Annotated in this window: 16 protein-coding genes and 2 tRNA genes; 12 read left to right on the top strand and 6 right to left on the bottom strand. The window is 61.6% G+C overall.

Going from position 1 to position 20,643, the window contains the following annotated elements; genetic code table 11:
• Nucleotides 1-22 precede the first annotated feature (22 nt).
• From ACRTG1_RS10525 to ACRTG1_RS10515, 3 genes are all read right to left on the bottom strand, one after another.
• Nucleotides 23-250 (bottom strand): hypothetical protein, encoded by a 228-nt coding sequence (locus ACRTG1_RS10525; protein WP_206994267.1) that lies wholly within the window; start codon nt 248-250, stop codon nt 23-25.
• A 140-nt stretch (nt 251-390) separates the two neighbouring features.
• Nucleotides 391-1,953 carry a CHAD domain-containing protein gene (locus ACRTG1_RS10520; RefSeq protein ID WP_432516241.1) on the bottom strand — a complete coding sequence of 521 codons (1,563 nt, stop codon included), beginning with the start codon at nt 1,951-1,953 and terminating at the stop codon, nt 391-393.
• 178 nt (nt 1,954-2,131) lie between these two features.
• Nucleotides 2,132-2,206 (bottom strand) — tRNA-Asn (locus ACRTG1_RS10515).
• Nucleotides 2,207-2,393: 187 nt separating this feature from the next.
• Between ACRTG1_RS10515 and ACRTG1_RS10510 the strand changes: the two genes are divergently transcribed.
• The 12 genes from ACRTG1_RS10510 to ACRTG1_RS10455 all read left to right on the top strand — a co-directional run bounded on the left by ACRTG1_RS10510 (nt 2,394) and on the right by ACRTG1_RS10455 (nt 18,252).
• Nucleotides 2,394-2,678, top strand: coding sequence for a hypothetical protein (locus ACRTG1_RS10510; protein WP_222474230.1), 285 nt, complete (start codon nt 2,394-2,396; stop codon nt 2,676-2,678).
• A 111-nt stretch (nt 2,679-2,789) separates the two neighbouring features.
• Nucleotides 2,790-2,863 (top strand) — tRNA-Cys (locus tag ACRTG1_RS10505).
• A gap of 331 nt (nt 2,864-3,194) precedes the next feature.
• The gene (locus tag ACRTG1_RS10500) at nt 3,195-5,003 is read left to right on the top strand and encodes an amidohydrolase (protein WP_204360824.1); all 1,809 of its coding nucleotides are present in this window, start codon (nt 3,195-3,197) and stop codon (nt 5,001-5,003) included.
• A gap of 117 nt (nt 5,004-5,120) precedes the next feature.
• Nucleotides 5,121-6,056: a pirin family protein gene (locus ACRTG1_RS10495; protein WP_432516240.1), complete on the top strand. Its 936-nt coding sequence runs from the start codon at nt 5,121-5,123 to the stop codon at nt 6,054-6,056.
• 201 nt (nt 6,057-6,257) lie between these two features.
• The gene (locus ACRTG1_RS10490) at nt 6,258-6,932 is read left to right on the top strand and encodes a protein-L-isoaspartate O-methyltransferase family protein (RefSeq protein ID WP_206546379.1); all 675 of its coding nucleotides are present in this window, start codon (nt 6,258-6,260) and stop codon (nt 6,930-6,932) included.
• 205 nt (nt 6,933-7,137) lie between these two features.
• Complete coding sequence (locus tag ACRTG1_RS10485; protein ID WP_206546378.1) at nt 7,138-8,502, top strand: TolC family outer membrane protein; 1,365 nt, start codon at nt 7,138-7,140, stop codon at nt 8,500-8,502.
• A gap of 294 nt (nt 8,503-8,796) precedes the next feature.
• The gene (locus ACRTG1_RS10480) at nt 8,797-9,609 is read left to right on the top strand and encodes a PopZ family protein (protein ID WP_206995012.1); all 813 of its coding nucleotides are present in this window, start codon (nt 8,797-8,799) and stop codon (nt 9,607-9,609) included.
• A 204-nt stretch (nt 9,610-9,813) separates the two neighbouring features.
• A complete protein-coding gene (locus ACRTG1_RS10475) occupies nt 9,814-12,666 on the top strand; it encodes a valine--tRNA ligase (RefSeq protein ID WP_432516239.1) in 2,853 nt (950 codons plus the stop codon).
• A gap of 427 nt (nt 12,667-13,093) precedes the next feature.
• Nucleotides 13,094-14,326 (top strand): OmpP1/FadL family transporter, encoded by a 1,233-nt coding sequence (locus tag ACRTG1_RS10470; RefSeq protein ID WP_297559927.1) that lies wholly within the window; start codon nt 13,094-13,096, stop codon nt 14,324-14,326.
• A gap of 249 nt (nt 14,327-14,575) precedes the next feature.
• Nucleotides 14,576-15,508: a TerC family protein gene (locus ACRTG1_RS10465; RefSeq protein WP_299935241.1), complete on the top strand. Its 933-nt coding sequence runs from the start codon at nt 14,576-14,578 to the stop codon at nt 15,506-15,508.
• Nucleotides 15,509-15,737: 229 nt separating this feature from the next.
• On the top strand, nt 15,738-17,462 hold the full coding sequence (gene ilvD / locus ACRTG1_RS10460; RefSeq protein ID WP_206546373.1) for a dihydroxy-acid dehydratase: 1,725 nt from the start codon (nt 15,738-15,740) through the stop codon (nt 17,460-17,462).
• On the top strand, nt 17,449-18,252 hold the full coding sequence (locus ACRTG1_RS10455) for a tetratricopeptide repeat protein (RefSeq protein WP_113155487.1): 804 nt from the start codon (nt 17,449-17,451) through the stop codon (nt 18,250-18,252). The genes ilvD and ACRTG1_RS10455 overlap by 14 nt, the downstream gene beginning before the upstream one ends.
• A gap of 19 nt (nt 18,253-18,271) precedes the next feature.
• On the opposite strand, the gene ACRTG1_RS10450 is transcribed toward ACRTG1_RS10455, so the two are convergent.
• The 3 genes from ACRTG1_RS10450 to ACRTG1_RS10440 form a co-directional block, all read right to left on the bottom strand.
• Nucleotides 18,272-18,559 (bottom strand): hypothetical protein, encoded by a 288-nt coding sequence (locus tag ACRTG1_RS10450; protein WP_432516238.1) that lies wholly within the window; start codon nt 18,557-18,559, stop codon nt 18,272-18,274.
• Between the two features lie 97 nt (nt 18,560-18,656).
• Nucleotides 18,657-19,448 carry an exodeoxyribonuclease III gene (gene xth, locus ACRTG1_RS10445; RefSeq protein WP_432516237.1) on the bottom strand — a complete coding sequence of 264 codons (792 nt, stop codon included), beginning with the start codon at nt 19,446-19,448 and terminating at the stop codon, nt 18,657-18,659.
• Nucleotides 19,449-19,543: 95 nt separating this feature from the next.
• On the bottom strand, nt 19,544-20,611 hold the full coding sequence (locus ACRTG1_RS10440) for a polysaccharide deacetylase family protein (protein WP_432516236.1): 1,068 nt from the start codon (nt 20,609-20,611) through the stop codon (nt 19,544-19,546).
• Nucleotides 20,612-20,643: the final 32 nt, after the last annotated feature.

Raw genomic sequence — 20,643 nt, 5'->3', positions numbered from 1 at the left:
TGATTATCCGTGCGGCTTTGGTTCAGTCGTCGTTTGTGGCGTTGAGCTGGTCCGGTCGCAAGCCTTCATCGCCATTCATGCCGCTTTGCAGGAGGCCATTTTGCATGGCCCAGTCGCGCAGGGCCGAAATCAGCGCGTCCTCGCGCGTGATGCCCTGATCCTGCGTGGAGACGTAGCGGTCCAGCGCGGCGATGATGTTTGCCGGCAGCGTGACCGATAAGGTTTCCTGTTTTTCGTTTTCCCGTTTCATTGTGCCCGCCCGTTCTGGCCCCTTGGGGATTGTCGTAGCACAACCTGCAAAAGCCGGTTTGGTTCCGCGCCGGAAACATGGTCACGGAACTGTGTTCGCGGCGTGGGCTGGTGGTGGGGTGGAGGGATGCGCTCTGTGGCCTATTTGTGTTTTCGCTTCCAGAACAGGTGACAGGTCTTCAGCGCCTTCCAGTGGGCCTGCGCCGTTGTCCAGTCATAGGTCACCCGTGTCTCGCATGCGCCGAGCAGCCGGCCGATGGCGCGCTGGGCCGCGAGGTCGTTGATCGAGGAAAGCGGCGGTTTGCTGAGAACGGCTTCGACGACCGTGGCGTCGTTCAGGCTTCCGAACACGGTTTGAAGCGTCTTCAGCCTTTCGGTCACGCGCTTCACATCGCGTTTGGGGAAGAGCGGGCCAAGAAACTCTATCGTGTAGCGGAGCTTTTTCAGCTCCTTGCGCAGCGCATGCTTCTGCTCCTGATCGAAGCGCTCGATCCCTTTTGCTTTGGTCAGGACGTGGGCCCATCGCCTGTCGAGTATCTTGCCGGCAAAGTCCGTCAGCCTGCGGTGCTCTCGCTTCTTGCGATGGTCATCCTTCCATCTGGCGGTTTCGATGAACTCGGAGAGGGACAGAAGGAAGTCGCCGACGCGCTCGCCGCAGAGTATCTGGCGCAGATCGTTGCGTATTTCTTTGGCGTGGCGCTCCAGTGTGCCAAGCACGGGGGCAGCGCCATGGGCATGGCCATCGAGCGCGAAATAGGGGCGTGCGATGTCGTTGAGGACGACGTCCAGATCGCGCAGGCGTCCGACCTCGCGGCCAAGCCAGCGGGCTTCCTCGCTGAGGCCGGGGGCTGCTTCTTCCGGCGAGGCAATTTCGTGCGCAAGGAGGGCAAGCGCGCTGCGCAGTCGCCGGAGCCCGATGCGTAACTGATGCGGGCCTTCCGGATCGTCGCATTGCTGCACCGCCTCAATGTTGGCCGCGATCTGGCTGAGGCACTCGTGCAGCATGGCGCGGGCCGCTTCACCGGTCGCGTATCCGGGTTTGAGGGGAACCGTCTCGGCTCTGCGTGGCGTCGCCGGCGGCTCTATATGCCCCTGTTCGGCGAGAAGAACGCTGCGCGCCGCCTTTGAGAAGCGCGAAAACCGCAGGCTGCCTTTGGGGAGAACCATCCGGGCGGTTCGGTAGAGGTCGGCGGGAGCGCCTTCGACCAGCTCGATTTCGAGTTCGTGCAGGTTTTCGCTGCGTCCGGCCGCCTTGATGGCGCCGCTGTCCACGGCGAGCTCCGCCTTTGCACCGTCATCCAGGCTAAGGTCGATCTGGGTGCGGTTGATGTGGGTCTCGGCGATGGTCTTGAGCGGCCTGTCGCTTATGAGCTTCCTGAGTCGTTCGCGCACGTCTGCATCTTCGATGGCGTCGATGGAGACCTGACCGCTCGGCACGGGGCGCTCGAACTCGCTGACCTTCGACAGCCCGCCTGCAATCGTGCCGTTGAGCTTGACCGTCTGAAGCCAGCGCTTTCCATCGCGCCTGAGGCGCAGGGAAATACCGTTCTTGCGCAGATCGCGCGCTGCCGTGTCGAAATAGATGCTGCGCAGGAGGCGGGAGGCATGCTTCGTGCAGGCCTGCGAAGGCAGCTCGTCAATGCGGGCGAGGACAGCGGGGACCTGTTGTCTGTCCAGCAGGAGTTTCAACTCGACTTCGGACACAGGCGCAACTCCTTCAGGAACGTCAAGCGTCACCCTAGCGTCAAGGTGTTGAAGGAGGAAGCACTTAAGCGGGGAGGGGTGATGACGGAGTGTCGCGCCGGATGGATGTCGGGCACACTGGTGCTGCTCCAGCGGAGGTGCTGAAGGGGTGGGCGGCGTATAGTGTTTGGAAAAGAAGTGGCTCCCCGGGCCGGATTCGAACCAGCGACCAACCGGTTAACAGCCGGTTGCTCTACCACTGAGCTACCGGGGAACGCCTGTGCTCTGTCGAGTGAGCGTGCCTATAGCAAACCGAATTCAGCTTTGCAAAGAGGCAAATGTGTTTTTTGTCTTTTTTTTCACAAGCGCCATTCCTTGGATCCAATTTGCAACGCATATGAAGCATCTGCGTTTGTGCAGCAAAACCGCTGAAATGTGCGGAACGGGCGACGGAACGGGCGATGGAACAACAGGAAGACAGGCAGGACGACGACAAGCGCGCGAAGCCTTCGGTTTCGCTGATGGGGAAACGAATCCCGATTCCCCAGTCGCGTCTGGCACGAATCACGGGCGGGTCGGGCCTCGTGGTGCTGGGCATATTCGGCTTTTTGCCCGTGCTGGGCTTCTGGATGATTCCGCTTGGTCTTTTGATTCTGTCCTATGACATCGCCGTGGTGCGACGGAAACGGCGCAAGATGACCGTCTGGTGGAGCCGCCGGGGCGGCGACAGGACGAACAGGCGGTGAGAAAGGGCTCTTATAAGGGGCTATGACGATAAATTGCGGATCAATGACATTGTCCGCTTGACGGGGAAATAGTCGCAACCTATTGAACTGCTCGATGCTGCTTGCCAGCATGGCCTCGTGGCGGAGTGGTTACGCAGAGGACTGCAAATCCTTGCACCCCGGTTCGATTCCGGGCGAGGCCTCCAAATTCTCTTTCTTCATGAATATAGATCGTTTTGGTGCTGGCTGCCGTGGGCGCACCGGCTGGCGTAAGCCAGCTGTTTGGGGCTTGTGAGAGCAGATTGTCTCTCGATCCAGCCCCGTCCTTCTTCACCTCTTGGAGTGCTCCGCCCGCTGGCAAGGGGGGAGGGGGAAGCCGTTAGTCGACTGATAACCATATTCCTGCCCTAACGTAAGCTGAAACTGGCGCTCGCCCTTAGAAGGGGCGAGACTGCTTCGCGTTCCGCTCTTCTTTGATTCGTGAAAGGAAAAGCGGGCGGGGACGGTATTTGTATGGAAGTACACAGGGGCGATCTTATGATGAATTTTCACGCACTACGTGCATTGCTTTTGGCGGGCACCGTGTTTGCCGGTGGAGCGGCTTGCGCGCAGGAAATTGCCGACACGATCTACAGTGGTGGCCCGATCCTGACGATCAATGATGCGCAGCCGACCGCTGAAGCGGTTGCGGTGAAGGACGGACGTATTCTCGCCGTTGGCGCGCTGGCCGACATTGAGGCCCACAAGGGCGATGAGACGACCGTTTTCGAATTGGACGGCCGCGCCATGGTGCCGGGCTTCGTCGACAGTCACGGTCATGTGGTGTTTGGCGGCCTTCAGGCGCTCTCGGCAAACCTTCTGCCGCCGCCGGATGGCGGCGTTGCTGACATCGCCAGCCTGCAGGAGTCGCTTCGAAAGTGGATCGAAGACAACGCCGAGACCGTCGACAAGGTCCAGATGGTCATCGGCTTCGGCTATGACAATGCGCAGCTGGCTGAACTGCGCCATCCGACGCGTGAAGAACTGGATGCCGTTTCGACGGAGCTGCCGATCCTGATCGTCCATCAGTCCGGGCATCTGGGCGTCGTGAACTCCAAGGCGCTGGAACTGGCGGGCGTTACGGCCGATACCAAGGACCCGTCAGGTGGCGTGATCCGGCGCGACGAGAACGGTGAGCCGAACGGCGTGCTGGAAGAGTATGCGTTCTTTACCGCTCTTGGTAAGATGCTGGGTGACCTCGGTGAGGAGGGCATGCACGCATTTGCGCGTGCGGGCGCCGAACTCTGGGCGCGCTTCGGCTACACGACCGCGCAGGACGGGCGTTCTGCGCCATCGATCGTGGAGGTTCTGAAGAAGCTTGGCGCCGAAGGGGATCTGCCGATCGATGTCGTGGCGTTTCCCGACGTTCTGGAAGCGCCGGATTACATCGTTGAGAATTTCTCGCAGGACTATACGAACGGTGTCCGCGTGGGCGGCTGCAAGCTGACCATTGACGGTTCCCCGCAGGGTTTTACGGCGCTGCGTGACCGCCCCTATTACAACCCGGTTGGCGATTATCCGCCCGGATATTCGGGTTATGCGGTGATCGGGATGGATGTCGTGCAAAACGCCGTCAACCATTGCTACAAGAACGGTCTGCAGATCATCACGCACTCCAATGGCGAAGCGGCCTCGGACATGCTTCTGACTGCCATCGAGGTGGCGCAGAAGGAATACAGCGACGCGAACAATCGCCCGGTTCTGGTGCACGGCCAGTTCCTGCGCGAGGATCAGGTCGACACGATCAAGCGGCTTGACGTCTTCCCGTCGCTGTTCCCGATGCACACTTTCTATTGGGGCGACTGGCACCGCGATCACACGGTCGGACCGGTGGCGGCAGACAATATCTCGCCGACCGGCTGGGTGCGTCAGCGGGACATGATGTTCGGTTCGCATCACGATGCGCCGGTGGCTCTGCCAGACAGCATGCGCATTCTCTCTGCGACGGTGACCCGCCGCACGCGCTCGGGCGACATTCTGGGGCCGAGCCAGCGGGTGGACGTGCCGACGGCGCTGAAGGCCATGACGATCTGGCCGGCCTGGCAGCATTTCGAGGAGGACGACAAGGGTTCGATCGAAACCGGCAAGCTGGCCGATTTCGTGATTCTCTCCGACGATCCGACCGCAATCGACCCGGAAACCCTGTCCAGCCTGACCGTCCAGGCGACGATCAAGAATGACAGGGTGGTCTATGAGGCGGACGGAAGCATGCAGAAGACCGAGTTCCTGAACTGGCCGGTCGGCCCGGATGGCGAGGCATCGCATCATCTGCTGCACGCCATGTATGACGGCATGAGCAAGAAGTAACGGACGAACCCGTTCAAGATCGACCGCCGGAGCACGCTTCGGCGGTCGTTTTTCTTTTGTGCCGACCATGCGGATGGTACTGTTTGGGGATGAGCTGTCCCGTGTATGGAGGCGTCGATGAGCTGGAACCCCGCACTCGAACCCGGCTGTCCGGATGACATTGAAGCCGAATCCATCGAGACGCTGATCATTCCGCGCGCCCGTGACATTGGCGGGTTCGAGGTGCGCCGCGCGCTGCCGGCGCCACGCCGCCAGATGGTTGGTCCGTTCATCTTCTTCGATCAGGCGGGGCCGGCCGAGTTTCTGACCGGGCAGGGGATTGATGTCAGGCCGCATCCACATATCGGCCTGGGGACGGTCACTTATCTCTTCCGCGGCGATTTTCATCACCGGGACAGCATCGGCTCGGACCAGGTCATTCATCCGGGCGCGCTCAACTGGATGGTTGCCGGGCGTGGCGTCTCGCATTCGGAGCGCACCAGCGAGGCAGCCCGCAAGGGGCCGCACAGCCTGTTTGGCATCCAGACCTGGGTGGCGCTGCCCGAAGCGATGGAAGACGCGGCTCCGGCATTCGAGCATCATGAGAAGGAGACGCTGCCGGAGATCGTCGATGACGGCATCGCGCTGCGTCTGATTCTGGGACGGGCTTATGGCGAGACTGCGCTGGCGACGGTGTATTCCGACATGTTCTATGCGGATGTGATGCTGGAGCCGGGTGCGCGTTTCCCGTTGCCGGACGATCATGAGGACAGGGGTATCTATGTGACGGACGGGGCGATCTCCGTTGCGGGCCAGGTTTTCGGGGCCGGGCGGATGATGGTGTTTCGTCCGGGCGATTCGATCACCGTGGCGGCGGGAAGCGAAGGGGCACGGATGATGCTTCTCGGCGGTGCAACGATGAACGGCCCGCGCTATATCTGGTGGAACTTCGTCGCCTCTTCGAAAGACAGGATCGAAGCGGCGAAAGAAGACTGGAAGCGCGCGCGCTGGGGTGCGGGACTGTTCGATCTGCCCACGGGAGACGATCAGGAGTTCATTCCGCTGCCCGGGTGAAGGGGTATCCGGCCTTTGACACAATTGGCGCCGGGAATTCGGGGGCGCCGGGGCGCTATCAACCGCCAATATGCCGCAGCGGGGCGGAGTAATTGACAGGGGCGGCGGCAGCCGCTAGCAAACCCGTGAAATCGTTGTTTTCGCCGCGTTGGGAACACAGTCCCGAGGGCGGCGCGAAAACAGGCATCGGGAACCAGACGCATGACAATCGATTTTTCCCAGCAGCGCGCCAATATGGTTGAGGGACAGTTGCGCACGTCGGACGTGACGGCGAGCGCTCTTCTGGACGCCATGGGTGACATTCCGCGCGAGGCGTTCGTGCCCGGCCGCAAGCAGGCTCTCGCCTATCTTGACGAGGATCTTGAGATCGCGCCGGCAACGGATGAGAGCGCGGCGCGCTATCTCATGGAACCGGCAGCGTTTGGCAAGCTGGTGCAGCTCGCCGACGTGCGCTCCAGCGACGTGGTGCTCAATGTGGGCGCGGGCTCGGGCTATTCGGCTGCGGTTCTGTCGCGTCTTGCAAGCTTTGTGGTTGCGCTGGAGAGCGATGAGGATCTGGCCGCCAAGGCAACGGATGCGCTCAGCGAACTCGGTTGCGTGAATGTTGCCGTGGTCAGCGGACCTCTGCAGGGCGGCTATGCCGACGATGCGCCTTATGACGTGATCTTCATCGGCGGCGCGGTGGATTCTGTGCCGCAGACGCTGATCGATCAACTGCGCGACGGCGGGCGACTCGTCGCCGTGATCGGTGAAGGCAACGCTGCGCAGGCGCTGCTTTATGTTAAGGATGACGGCATTGTTTCGAGCCGCGTTGCATTCAATCTGGCCGTGAAGCCGCTTCCCGGCTTCCAGAATGCACCGGAATTTGTCTTTTGATCAGTGACTTGTTGCTTTCCTGCAACGGAATTGATCAAGAGTTTGATGTAATGTCTATATAAAGAGCGCCTGGATTTGGGGGTGGGGGACAGGCTAACCGTTTGGTCTCCCGGGCGTGGACGCCGGTCGAAAGGCCGGAATTGATATTAGAGGTGGTGGTGTCGATTCGGCGCGGCTGCCGAAAACAGTCCGAGGTTGGCAGATCGTGTCCTTTTACCGTCGTTTCCTGATCCCTCTGGTGGCATCGTCCGCGCTCATTGCCGCGCCGGCCATTGCTTCCGCCGAAACCATTCTCGGCGCTCTGGCGAAAGCCTATCAGAACAACTCCACCCTGAACTCGGAACGCGCCGGCGTACGGGTGACGGATGAAGACGTTGCGATTGCCAAGTCCGGCATGCGCCCGCGCATTCAGGGCACGGCGTCCTTCGCGCTTACCCACAATGACGGCACGGATATCAGGACCGGTGAGTTTGGCGTTTCGCTGACGCAGCCGATCTTCGACGGTTTCCAGACGCGCAACAATGTGCGTGCGGCCGAGGCTGGCGTGCGCGCCGCGAATGAAGGGCTGCGCAACCAGGAGCTCAACACGCTGTTTAACGCTGCCAGCGCCTATATGGACGTGATTCGTGATCGTCAGATCGCGGCGCTGCGCGCGCAAAACCTCGAATTCCTTGAAGAGCAGGTGCGCTCCGCACGTTCGCGCTTCGATGTGGGCGAGGGCACGCGCACCGACGTGGCACAGGCGGAAGCGCGCCGTCAGGCGGCTCTGGCGCAGCTAAGCGCCGCGCGCGCTTCGGTGACGTCGAGCTCTGCCGTCTATCGTCAGCTCATCGGCGATGCGCCGGACAATCTGAAAACCGCCAACCCGCTGGTCAAGCTTCTGCCGAAGAACCTCGACAGCGCACTGGCAACCGGGCTTGCAGCCCACCCGGCCATCAAGGGCCGTCAGCATCAGATCGATGCGGCTTCGTTCCGTGTGAAGTCTGCCGAAGGCACTTTCCTGCCGCAGGTGAATGGCTCGGTCGGGCTCTCGCACAGCTATCAGGACACGTCGCCTGGCATTCCCAGCGACGGTTCGCGCGACAGCGCGCGTGTCGGCATCAATCTGACCGTGCCGATCTACCAGGGCGGTCAGGCTTCTGCGCAGGTGCGCAAGAACAAGGAATCGCTCGGCCAGGCGCGCATCAATCTCGATGTGGCGCGTGACCAGGTTCGCGCTGCCGTGGTTTCCGCATGGAGCCAGTATCAGGCCGCGCAGGGCGTTCTTTCCGCCAACCATGAACTGGTGCGGGCTGCACAGCTGGCGCTGAACGGCGTGATCGAAGAGCGCAATGTTGGACAGCGCACCACGCTGGACGTGCTCAACGCACAGGCCGACGTGATTGCCGCGAAGGTGGACCGTGTCAGCGCCGAGCGCGACATCGTGGTCGCCAGCTACGCCATTCTTTCTGCCACGGGCAATCTGTCTGCGAACCGTCTCGGTCTGCAGGTTGCCGAATACCGGCCGCAGGAACACTACGAGGCCGTCAAGGACAAGTGGTACGGACTGCGCACGCCGGACGGTCGCTGAAACCGCAAGCGTATCCAGCGCCGGTCCCGCAGGGCGGCGTGTTTAACGCATTTTTCATAAAGTCTCGTGTGCCGGGTTTGCTTTTGCGCCCGGCATTCTTGTGTGCAACCTGAAACAGGTGCTGCGCGGGGATTCTCATACCGCAGACGCTGCGTTACCCTTTTTTAGTGATTCGACCGTCTGCACTGGCGCCCGGACTTGGAATGGGAATGTCGCTCCGGACAAAGTCGGTGAAACGGACACAGGCTAGAGGCGGCTAATTTGACTATGTCACAGGGTTTCGGTGCGCACAAAATGGAAGCAGCGGTAGAAGCGCTGACTTCGAATGGAAGCCAGCGCGAGCCTTCCATGGAAGAGATTCTCGCTTCGATCCGACGGATCATTGAAGACAATGATGCGCCTGTGGCGCGCGCGGCAGATGCGGTTGGCGCCGTGACCAATGGTGCTTCTGCGGATGAGCGCTCGCAGGAGCGCGCTGCGCAGCCCGTGGAGGCGCAGCAGCCTGACGCCGCGCCGGCCGCAGCCGTTGAAGAGCGCGCTGCGCCATTTCAGCCTGCGCCTGACGTCGAGAGTTTTCGTGCAGGATTGCGCGAGGAGCCTTTCCGGCCATCCGTGAGCGAAAAGCGCGACGAGGGGCGGGCTGCAAACGGTTTTGACTCCAAGCCTGTCGAGCCTGAGCCGGCCGTGGATCACGGTCTCATGCAGCGCCTTGCCGAGGCGCGGCCCGCTGCTGCTCCTGTCGTTGAGGATGTGGCTGACGTCGATGATGCGTCGGATGTCTATTCCTACCGCAGCGTTGAGGAGCAGGAGCCCGAAGCGGCATCTCATGAAGATGTTCGTACGGAGGAACTTCCTCAGGTGAAGGCCTCTGCAGATGAGGGCGAGGGCGCGAAACAGGGCATCCTCTCCGAGTACACCGGACGCAAGGTTGCGGCGGCCTTTGGCGAACTGAACGAGGCCTTCGAGGCCAGCCGTCGTCGTCAGCTTGACCAGATGGCCGAGGAAATGCTGCGGCCCATGCTGCAGGACTGGCTCGACAACAATCTGCCCACGATTGTCGAGCGCCTGGTGCGCGAAGAGATCGAACGGATCGCGCGCGGCGGATAAGCCGCGCCGACTGCCGGTTGACTTGATCTGACCCTTCGGCTTTACACCCTGCTGTGAACGGACCAGATTTCTGGTTTACTGTCTCGACAGTGCGTTTCTCCGTTTCATGAAGCGGCGGGGCGGGCTGACCATTTGACTCCATGCAATTCCGGGCGAAAATCCGGTTTCCAATTTTTCCGGAATTGCTCTAGCGCGGAAACCCTCATGCTTGAAAAGACTTACGACGCAGCAAGCGTCGAGCCCAAAATCGCCGCACGCTGGGAAGAGGCCGAGGCCTTCAAGGCCGGCGCCGGTGCAGAACCTGGCGCGGATCCCTTCACCATCGTCATTCCGCCGCCGAACGTGACCGGCTCGCTGCACATGGGCCACGCGCTCAACAACACGCTGCAGGACATCATGGTGCGCTTCGAGCGCATGCGCGGCAAGGACGTGCTCTGGCAGCCGGGCATGGACCATGCGGGCATCGCCACGCAGATGGTGGTCGAGCGCCAGCTCATGGAAAAGCAGCAGCACCGCCGCGACATGGGCCGCGAGAAGTTCGTCGACAAGATCTGGGAATGGAAGGCGGAGTCCGGCGGGGCGATCATGAACCAGCTCAAGCGGCTGGGCGCGTCCTGCGACTGGTCACGTGAGCGTTTCACCATGGATGAGGGCCTGTCGAAGGCCGTGGTCGAGGTGTTCGTCTCGCTCTACAAGCAGGAGCTGATCTACAAGGACAAGCGCCTCGTCAACTGGGATCCGAAGCTTCTGACGGCGATTTCGGACCTTGAAGTCGAGCAGATCGAGACCAACGGCAATCTCTGGCATTTCCGTTATCCGCTCGCCGACGGGCTGACCTATGAGCATCCCTACAGGCTGGACGACGAGGGCAACCGCGTCATCTGGCGGCCTTCGGATGGGCAGCCGGATGGCTATGAGACGCGCGACTATGTGGTGGTCGCCACGACGCGTCCGGAAACGATGCTGGGCGATTCCGGTGTTGCGGTTCACCCCGACGATCCGCGCTACAGGGATCTGATCGGCAAGAACGTTCTCCTGCCGCTGGTCGGCCGCCGCATTCCGATTGTTGGCGACGAATATCCGGACCCGGAAGCGGGCACCGGCGCGGTGAAGATGACGCCTGCGCACGACTTCAACGATTTCGAGGTCGGCAAGCGGCATGATCTGGCGCAGATCAACGTGATGGCGACGGACGCAACGATCACGCTGAAAGGCAATGAGGCGTTTCTCGAGGGGCTGGAAGGCGCTGATGCGCCGCTCGCCCGCACGATCGCGGAGCTTGACGGCGTCGACCGCTTCGACGCGCGCAAGATGATTGTCGCGATGATGGAAGAGGCCGGGCTTCTTGAGAAGATCGAGCCGCACAAGCACATGGTGCCCCATGGCGACCGTGGCGGCGTGCCGATCGAGCCGTTCCTGACCGACCAGTGGTATGTCGACGCGAAAACGCTGGCGAAGCCGGCGATTGCATCGGTGCGCGAGGGCCGCACGAAGTTCGTGCCGAAGAACTGGGAAAAGACCTATTTTGAGTGGATGGAGAACATCCAGCCCTGGTGTGTTTCCCGTCAGCTCTGGTGGGGCCATCAGATCCCGGCCTGGTACGGCCCGGACGGGCAGGTCTTCGTCGAGAAGGACGAGGAGACGGCGCTCGAGGCCGCGATCCAGCACTACATCTCGCATGAAGGCCCCTGGAAGGCCTGGGTTGAGGACAAGCTGGAGAACTTCAAGCCGGGCGAGATCCTGACCCGCGACGAGGACGTGCTCGACACGTGGTTCTCTTCGGCGCTGTGGCCGTTCTCGACGCTCGGCTGGCCGGACAAGACGCCGGAGCTCGCACGCTACTATCCGACTTCGGTTCTGGTGACCGGTTTCGACATCATTTTCTTCTGGGTCGCCCGGATGATGATGATGGGCATGCACTTCATGGAAGAAGAGCCGTTCCACACGGTCTATGTCCATGCGCTGGTGCGCGACAAGTCGGGCGCGAAGATGTCGAAGTCGAAAGGCAACGTCATCGACCCGCTCGAGCTGATCGACGAATATGGTGCGGACGCGCTGCGCTTCACGCTGACCATCATGGCCGCACAGGGCCGTGACGTGAAGCTCGACCCGGCGCGCGTGGCGGGCTACCGCAATTTCGGCACCAAGCTCTGGAACGCGACGCGTTTTGCCGAGATGAACGGCGTCAAGCGGGACGAGAACTTCCGTCCCGAAAACGCGAAGCTTGCCATCAACCGCTGGATCCTGACGGAGCTGACGCGGGCGGCAAAGGGCATCACGGAAGGCATTGAGGCCTACCGCTTCAATGAGGCGGCAGGCACGGCCTATCGTTTCGTGTGGAGCCTGTTCTGCGACTGGTATCTGGAGCTTCTGAAGCCGGTGTTTGCCGGTGAGGACGAGGAGGCCAAGGCCGAGGCCCGCGCCTGTGCGGCCTATGTGCTCGACGAGACCTACAAGCTTCTGCATCCGATGATGCCCTACATGACGGAAGAGCTGTGGGCGCATACCGGCGGTGACGCCGGGCGCGACGCCGTTCTGGCGCTGACCCGCTGGCCGGCTCCCGATTTCACGGATGAGGATGCGGCAGCCGACATTAACTGGCTTGTCGACCTCGTTTCGGGCATCCGTTCGGTGCGCGCAGAGATGAACGTGCCGCCGTCTGCGACGGCTCCGCTCGTTGCGGTCGGTGCGGATGAGGCCATGCGTGCGCGCATCGCCCGCCATGATCCGGCCATTCGCCGTCTGGCGCGCGTCGGCGAGCTTGGCTTTGCCGGTGAAGCGCCGAAGGGCTCGGCGCAGATCGTGCTTGGCGATACCACTTTCTGCCTGCCACTGGGCGATCTGATCGACCTGTCGGCGGAAGCCGCGCGGCTTGAGAAGGAGATCGCCAAGACGTCCTCCGAGATGCAGCGGCTTGAAAAGAAGCTGGGCAATGAGAAGTTCGTGGCCAATGCGCCGCAGGAGATCGTTGCCGCCGAGCGCGAAAAGCTCACCGAGTTCGCCGATGCGAAGGGCAGGCTGGAAGTGGCGCTCGCCCGCGTGAAGGAAGCCGGGTGACGAAACTGCGCCAGTCTCTCTAAAGGGCTGGCGTCAGCGTGAAGACAATCAGGGCCGCGTCCGCCGAAAGGTGGGCGCGGCTTTTGTATGTCCGCTTGCGATTCGCCTGAATGGGAAGTCCACAAGGAGAAGCGCGACGCTTTCAACAAGCGGATCGTGACAGTTTCGTGAAGAACTCAAGGTTGTGTTGCGCCTGTGCAACACTGGCGTCATTTGTGATGCTCACCATGTCAGAATGTGTCAGATTCAGGGGTTTTTTAAGGCATGGGCGGCAAGACTCAGGCTAACCGCAACCGCTGTCGCCTGCCTATTCAATAGGCGTATTACGTTGACGTAAGCGTGAGGTGCGACAAACTGTACAAAGGCCAATTGTGGTGGGGCATGGCGCTGCTATCCTCCCATCGGACAATTGGAGGAGAGGGTTCTCATGGGTTTTGTTCGCTTTGTTTCGGCAGCGTTGTTGTCTTCGGCAGCGGTGGGCGCCGCTCAGGCCGGCGGGCTGGAGCGCGGTGGTTACAATGTTGATCTACTGTTCAATTCGGCACCGTTCGCTGCGGAGGCGACCGGCACCTATGTGATGCCTCAGCGTAAGCTCGACAATGTTGTCGATACGAATCCGCTGGATGGCACGCCGGCAGGGCCGTCGCAGGGGGTGAAGGATACGGAGAGTTATTTCTCCCCGCGTCTTGGCCTCAAGGTCGGCATTGGCGAGCAGGTAGACTGTCTGGTCGACTATTCGGAGCCATGGGGCGTGCACACCAATCCTGGCGCGAACTGGGCAGGTGCAAATCACAACATTGAGACCAAGGTCAACAGCCACAGCTTTGGCGGAACCTGCTCCTACAAGATGCAGGCAGGGAAGGGCGAATTCCGCGTACTCGGCGGTGTGTTCTACCAGCAGCTCAAGGGTTTCAAGGAACGTCTTGTTACGCCCGCGACTCCGTTCGGAAACGGTGTTGGGCGTCTTAATCTTGAGGGGAGCGGCGTGGGCTGGCGCGTCGGTGCGGCCTACGAAATTCCGGAAATCGCCTTCCGCGCGAGCCTGGTTTATAACTCTCGGGTCAAGCTGGACGACGTGACCGGTACGCTGGATCTCTCCCGGAATCCCCCCATTGGGCCGCTTCTCGGTCAGGTGACCCCGGTATATGGCTCGGCTGAAATGCCAGAGGTCGTGGAACTCAAGCTTCAATCCGGTATCGCGCCCAACTGGCTGGCCTTCGGCTCTGTCAAATGGGTGAACTGGAGCATTCTTCAGTCCATCCCGTTTTGCCCGGAATCCACACGCGGCTCGCCTTGCACCACCACAAGCAACAGGGCGACGTCGCTTGATCTTCTGTACCGGGACGGCTGGACGGTTTCCGGTGGTCTTGGCCACAAGTTCAATGAGCAGTGGAGCGCTGCGGCGAGCTTGACCTGGGATCGCGGCACCTCGAAGGGCTTTGGTCATCAGGCCGATTCCTGGACGCTTGGCGGCGGTGTTGCCTATACGCCCAACGAGAATGTGGAGATGCGCCTGAGTGGAGCGCTCGGCATTCTGACCTCTGGCGAATCCGGCGCCATCGTGGGCGATGACGGTCGGGTCTACGGCAACGACGTCTCCTACACCTTCGGCAATGATCTGGTTGGCGCGCTCTCCGCCTCCATGAAGGTGCGCTGGTAACGCGTCGCGCAGACTGTTTTTCGAGACCCGGCTTCGGCCGGGTCTTTTTGTTTGGGGAAGGGGTGAAAATGCCATGCATTTTTGCATGGCTTGGGCAGTTCGGCGGATCCGAAGGCTTGTACTGCGCCGGATTTTGCAGCACATAAGAGGCAGTCACCCGGTCCGGGCCCCTCTGGCAGGCAAGGCGTTGCCTGTGATGTCGGATCGAACGACAACGCGCAAACGCGGCGCAAACCTCGTATCCTTCCAATGACAACCCATGATTGGCTCTGGCCCGGCTTTCTAGCTTTTGTGGCCGTTATTCTCTTTTTCGACCTTTTTGTCCTGCATCGCCGCGATCACGTGATCACCACGCGTGAGGCGATGAAAACCGTTGCCGGCTATGTGGCGCTCGCCATGGTCTTTGCAGCAGGCGTGTTCTACTTCGGCGGCAAGGACCGCGGCGCCGAATTTCTGACCGGTTATCTGGTCGAGCAGGCGCTTTCCCTCGACAACATTTTCGTCATCGCGCTCATCTTCACCTATTTCAAAGTGCCGTCGGAGGCCCAGTACCGGGTTCTCTTCTACGGCATTCTTGGCGCGATCGTGATGCGTCTCTCGCTGATCGTGCCGGGCGTGAAGCTCGTTGATCAGTTCATGGTGATCGGCATGGCGCTTGGCGCGCTGCTGGTTTTCTCCGGCTTCAAGATGATGACGTCCGACGACGAAATGGTGGACCCCGGCGAAAGCCGGATCGTGAAGCTGTTGATGCGCACCGGACGCGTGACGGAAGAGTATGAAGGCTCGCGCTTCCTGACGCGGCGCAACGGCCTTCTCTACATGACCCCGCTTTTCGTGGTTCTGGTCACGGTGGAGTTCACCGATCTCATCTTCGCGGTGGATTCGATCCCTGCGGTGCTGGCGATCTCGAACGATCCCTTCATCGTTTTCTCGTCCAACGTCTTTGCGGTGATGGGGCTGCGCGCCATGTTCTTCGTGCTTTCGGGCATGATGCGCAATTTCAAATACCTTCAGACGGGCCTGTCGCTCGTGTTGATGTTCATCGGCTTCAAGATGCTGATCGCGCACTGGATCAAGATCCCGTCGCCGGTGGCACTCTCTGTCACGGCGCTCCTGATCGGCGGGTCGGTCGTGATCTCCATCCTTGCGCGCAAGCGCGAAGAACAACGGGCTCAGTCCTGATTTGATGCTCCGGGGCAGGGCGTGTTTTCGCCCTGTCCGACACCCCGAAGTCTACGCACAGACTTCTGTGCCCATTTGGCAACAGTTTCTCAATAAGCATTCGGCTAAGACTAGCGTGGGACGGAACGTCAATTTCCCGCCATAAACCCGGCGCATCGAAAATGCTCGATGGCGCTCGGGATACAACCGAATGTTCAGGAGAATGCCGCGCGCTGCGGATGGGGTAGTTATGGACGCTAAAGCAATTTCGAAAGACAAACTTCCAAGCCGATACGTGACGGTGGGCCCGGCAAAGGCGCCGCATCGCTCCTATCTTTACGCCATGGGGCTTTCGGAGGACGAGATCGCGCAGCCGCTCGTGGGTGTTGCCACCTGCTGGAACGAGGCAGCGCCGTGCAACATTTCGCTTATGCGCCAGGCGCAGGTGGTCAAGAAGGGCGTTGCAGCCGCCCATGGCACGCCGCGCGAATTCACCACCATCACCGTGACCGACGGCATCGCCATGGGCCACCAGGGCATGAAGTCGTCGCTGGTGTCGCGTGAGGTCATCGCGGACTCGGTCGAGCTGACCATGCGCGGCCATTGCTATGACGCGATCGTGGGCCTCGCCGGCTGCGACAAGTCGCTGCCGGGCATGATGATGGCGATGGTGCGCCTCAACGTGCCGTCCGTCTTCATCTATGGCGGTTCGATCCTTCCCGGCAATTACCGTGGTCGCCAGATCACCGTTCAGGACGTGTTCGAGGCCGTGGGCCAGCACTCCGTCGGCTCGATCTCCGACGCCGACCTGACCGAAATCGAGCAGGCGGCCTGCCCGTCGGCCGGTTCCTGTGGCGCGCAGTTCACCGCCAACACCATGGCGACGGTTGCCGAGGCCATCGGCCTGGCGCTGCCTTATTCCTGCGGTGCGCCGGCTCCCTACGAGATGCGTGACCGGTTCAACTACGCGGCAGGCGAAAAGGTGATGGAACTCATCGCCAAGCAGATCCGCCCGCGCGACATCGTTACCCGCAAGGCGCTGGAGAACGCCGCTGCCGTGGTTGCCGCTTCGGGCGGTTCGACCAACGCCGCGCTGCACCTGCCGGCGATTGCCAACGAGGTCGGCATCGACTTCACGCTGTTTGACGTTGCCGAGATCTTCAAGAAGACCCCGTACATTGCCGACCTGAAGCCGGGCGGCAAATACGTGGCCAAGGACATGTTCGAGGCCGGCGGTATTCCGCTCCTCATGAAGACGCTTCTGGAGCATGGCTTCTTACACGGTGATTGCATGACGGTGACTGGCCGCACAATTGCCGAAAACATGGAGCATGTTCCGTGGAATGAAGAACAGGACGTCGTTCGTTCGGCGGATAACCCCATCACGAAGACCGGCGGTGTGGTTGGCCTCAGGGGCAATCTGGCTCCGGAAGGTGCAATCGTGAAGGTCGCCGGCATGAAGAATCTGGAGTTCACGGGCCCGGCGCGCTGCTTCGATTCCGAAGAGGAATGCTTCGCAGCCGTTCAGAACCGGAACTACAAGGAAGGCGAAGTGCTCGTCATCCGTTATGAAGGCCCGAAGGGCGGACCCGGCATGCGCGAGATGCTTGCCACCACGGCCGCACTTTACGGTCAGGGCATGGGCGACAAGGTTGCGCTCATCACCGATGGCCGTTTCTCCGGCGCAACGCGCGGCTTCTGCATCGGCCATGTCGGGCCTGAGGCTGCGGTCGGTGGACCGATCGGTCTGCTGAAGGATGGCGACATGATCACGATCAATGCCGTTGACGGCACGATCGACGTGGCGCTCAGCGATGAAGAACTCGCAGAGCGCGCCAAGGATTGGAAACCGCGTGAGACAGACTATCAGTCGGGCGCGATCTGGAAGTATGCCCAGACGGTTGGTCCGGCTCGCGATGGCGCGGTGACCCATCCCGGGGCTAAGAAAGAAACGCACTGTTATGCGGATATTTGAAGCAGGGAAAACAGCTGTTCTTGCCGGCCTGGTAGCGTCCTTCGTGGCGCTACCGGGAGCCGCTTACGCGCTCGACGAGAACGCCGTGATCCAGGAGCCGGAGAAGCGCAGCCCGTGGGCCGTGTTCCGCTTCGGCTTCTCTGCCTACAAGCGCGGCGAAAAGCAGGAAGCCGTCGAGGCCTACCGCTACGCCGCTGAAAACGGTCAGGTCGGCGCGCGCTGGAAACTGGCGCGCATGTATGCCGAAGGCGATGGCGTTGCGCGCAACGACTACGAAGCCTTCAAGTTCTTCTCTGCGGTTGCGCAGCAGGAAGTGCGTCCGGGCAGCCCCGACGAGACCTACATTTCCGATGCGCTTGTGGCGCTTGGCAAATATCTCAAGGCTGGTATTCCCGACAGCCCGATCCGCGCCAATCCGCTGGCCGCGCAGGAACATTTCATGCGTGCGGCTGCGACCTATCGCAATTCCGAGGCGCAGTATCAGGTCGGCAGAATGTTCCTGAACGGCGAGGGCGTTGCACAGAGCGTGCAGCAGGCCGCCCGCTGGTTCCAGCTGGCTGCTGAAAAGGGCCATTCCGGCGCGCAGGCGATGCTCGGACACATCCTGTTCGAGAGCGGGCGCGTGGTGAAGGGGCTGGCGATGATGACCGCTGCGCTCGACCATGCCGCACCAAACGATGTGGGCTGGATCCGCGGTATGCAGGAGCAGGCCTTTGCGCTGGCCGGCGAATCGGATCGCCGCACGGCAATCGCACTGGCGCATGATCTGCGCGAAAACGGCTTCGACTGAAGCATGAAACCCGGCGGGGCTATTTCCCGCTGGTTGCGGCGCTGAGCCGCGTGGCTGTCGGATAAGACAGTTTCTCTGGAAGCCTTGCCGTCTCAACGCAGGGGCGATCCAGAACCTTCCATGAAGAATTGTTGAGCACCATCTCGCAGCGCGCGAGGCGCGGGCCGTCCGGCATTGCCAGACAGGCCGTTTCGCCCTGCGCGAAGGTCTTGCCATTGGCGCGGCACGCACATTCGGGCGCAGCAGATGCTGCGACCGGCAGGCAGAGTGTTGTCGCCAGTGCGACGACCGGGAAGGACCAGAACATGCCCATAACCCGCAAATGATAGCACGCAAGCGCGGCGCGGGCCATCAAGCGGCTTTGAGGGGCAGCACCCCAAGGGGCAGGATACGGGGCGTTTGCCTCAGGCGGGGTTGAGCTTCAGATCGACAACGACCGGCACGTGATCGGAGGGCTTCTCCCAGCCGCGCGTGTGCTTTTCCACCGTGACGGTCCCCAGATGGTCTGCGGCCTCTGGCGACAGCATCAGGTGATCGATGCGGATGCCGTTGTTCTTCTGCCAGGAGCCACCCTGATAATCCCAGAATGTGTAGACGCCGGTTTGATCATTGACGGCGCGCAGTGCGTCTGTGAAGCCGAGTGCGCCGAGACGACGGAAGGCCTGGCGGCTTTCGGGCCTGAACAGGGCGTCACCCACCCAGGCGTCCGGGTTTTTCGCATCTTCGGGCTCGGGAATGACGTTGTAGTCGCCGGCAAGAACGAGCGGCTCTTCGAGTTTCAGGCGCTCTGCGCTCCAGCGCTCGAGCCGCTCCATCCAGCCAAGTTTGTAAGGGAATTTCTCGGTGTCGACGGGGTTGCCGTTTGGCAGGTAGAGCGACACGACCCTGAGAACGCCCTTGTCGGTGGAGAAGACACCTTCGATGAAGCGGGCCTGTTCGTCGCTGTCATCGCCGGGCAGGCGGCGGTTGACCTCGTCGAAAGGCAGTTTGGAAAGAATGGCGACGCCGTTAAAGCCCTTCTGGCCATGGGTCTCGACATTGTAGCCGAGCGCCTCGATGGCCTCGCGCGGGAACAGTTCGTCGACGGATTTGATCTCCTGCAGGCAGGCGATGTCCGGGCTGGACTCGCTGAGCCAGTGCAGCAGATTGTCGATGCGCGCCTTGACGCCGTTGATGTTCCAGGTAGCGATCTTCATGGGGGCCCTTCCACAGCTCAACCTCTTCTTAGGTTGGACGGGAAGGGGCCGCAACCGCCTTGTGCAGGATACTGACAGCCCATGCCTTGCGCGCCCTATTGCGCGGCCGGGCTGCCTCGCAGGCGGAAGGGCAGACCGGAGAGAAGCGCCTCGACATAGCGGCGGCGCTGATAGAACCCGTTGAGCGAGACGCGGGGCAGGGCTGCGAGCGCGTCGCGTGCGCCGGGCAAGAGCAGGCCGGGCTGCGTGGTGACCGCAGCGGCAAAGCCCGCCTGTTCCACGGCGGCGATTTCGCGTGCACCCACGGCGGACGGATAGCCATAGGGATAGGCGAAGGTCGTGGGAGAAACGCCCACATAGCCGCGAAGCTTCGAGGCGGAGGCGGAAAGCTCTTGATGGAGGCGGGCGTCGTTGACCTTGCGCAAATTGGCGTGGGTCAGCGTGTGCGCGCCGAAACGGGCAAGTGGATCGCCTGCAAGATCGGCAAGCTCTTCCGCGCTCATGGTGAGGCGTTCGGTGATCTCCAGCGGATTGACGCCATGGGCCAGCGCAAGATCGTCCAGCAGCGCGATTGCCGCGTCTTCGTCCTGCGCATCCGTCACGAGATCCGACAGCCGGTCAAACAGGGCGATCTTGGCCATGCGGGTGCCGGCGCTCACGCGCCCATCGACGCCGATGCGTGCGAGGTCGACCGTTTCGCAGCACATGGTGATTTCCTGCGCCGTCTTCCACCAGATCGAGCGGCTGCGCTCGATGAAGCCCGAGGTGATGAAGATCGTGTAGGGAATGCCGTGACGCTGGAACACGGGCGCGGCAAAGCGGGCATTGTCGCGATAACCGTCATCGAGCGTGAAAGAAACATAGCGGCGTGTGTCGCTCTCGTCGGCCAGGCGTTCGGGCAGGTCTTCGAGCGCGATGGGGGTGAGCCCCTGTGCGCGCGCGGCGTTGATCGCTTCTTCAAGAAAAGCGGGCGTGATGCTGAGCCACGCATTGGGCGTCCAGCCTGGCGGCGTCTGCGGATCCACGTGATGCAGGGCGAAGATGACGCCGCGTGCCGGCGTTTTCGATGGCAGGCCTGTCCTGAGGGCAATGGCTGAACCTTCCAGGCCAGCCCGGATCAACGCGTAGCGAGCGGATCTCTTGAGGGCTTGGAGTGGCAGCATCAGGCGTTCGGCGTCTTTCCGCGGGCTGGCAT

Source organism: Nitratireductor sp. PBL-C9 (assembly GCF_050877045.1).
Classification (GTDB): Bacteria; Pseudomonadota; Alphaproteobacteria; order Rhizobiales; family Rhizobiaceae; genus Nitratireductor; species Nitratireductor aquimarinus.
The sequence above is the reverse complement of the archived record's forward strand: the minus strand, read 5'-3'. Positions and strand labels throughout refer to the sequence as shown.

Excerpts from the sequence above, each read along its gene's own strand:
- ACRTG1_RS10525 (WP_206994267.1), bottom strand. The coding sequence starts at position 250 with ATGAAACGGGAAAACGAAAAACAGGAAACCTTATCGGTCACGCTGCCG.
- ACRTG1_RS10450 (WP_432516238.1), bottom strand. The coding sequence starts at position 18,559 with ATGTTCTGGTCCTTCCCGGTCGTCGCACTGGCGACAACACTCTGCCTG.
- ACRTG1_RS10510 (WP_222474230.1), top strand. The coding sequence starts at position 2,394 with ATGGAACAACAGGAAGACAGGCAGGACGACGACAAGCGCGCGAAGCCT.
- ilvD (WP_206546373.1), top strand. The coding sequence starts at position 15,738 with ATGGACGCTAAAGCAATTTCGAAAGACAAACTTCCAAGCCGATACGTG.
- ACRTG1_RS10440 (WP_432516236.1), bottom strand. The coding sequence starts at position 20,611 with ATGCTGCCACTCCAAGCCCTCAAGAGATCCGCTCGCTACGCGTTGATC.
- ACRTG1_RS10455 (WP_113155487.1), top strand. The coding sequence starts at position 17,449 with ATGCGGATATTTGAAGCAGGGAAAACAGCTGTTCTTGCCGGCCTGGTA.
- ACRTG1_RS10465 (WP_299935241.1), top strand. The coding sequence starts at position 14,576 with ATGACAACCCATGATTGGCTCTGGCCCGGCTTTCTAGCTTTTGTGGCC.
- ACRTG1_RS10490 (WP_206546379.1), top strand. The coding sequence starts at position 6,258 with ATGACAATCGATTTTTCCCAGCAGCGCGCCAATATGGTTGAGGGACAG.
- ACRTG1_RS10470 (WP_297559927.1), top strand. The coding sequence starts at position 13,094 with ATGGGTTTTGTTCGCTTTGTTTCGGCAGCGTTGTTGTCTTCGGCAGCG.
- ACRTG1_RS10495 (WP_432516240.1), top strand. The coding sequence starts at position 5,121 with ATGAGCTGGAACCCCGCACTCGAACCCGGCTGTCCGGATGACATTGAA.
- ACRTG1_RS10475 (WP_432516239.1), top strand. The coding sequence starts at position 9,814 with ATGCTTGAAAAGACTTACGACGCAGCAAGCGTCGAGCCCAAAATCGCC.
- ACRTG1_RS10480 (WP_206995012.1), top strand. The coding sequence starts at position 8,797 with ATGGAAGCAGCGGTAGAAGCGCTGACTTCGAATGGAAGCCAGCGCGAG.
- ACRTG1_RS10500 (WP_204360824.1), top strand. The coding sequence starts at position 3,195 with ATGATGAATTTTCACGCACTACGTGCATTGCTTTTGGCGGGCACCGTG.
- xth (WP_432516237.1), bottom strand. The coding sequence starts at position 19,448 with ATGAAGATCGCTACCTGGAACATCAACGGCGTCAAGGCGCGCATCGAC.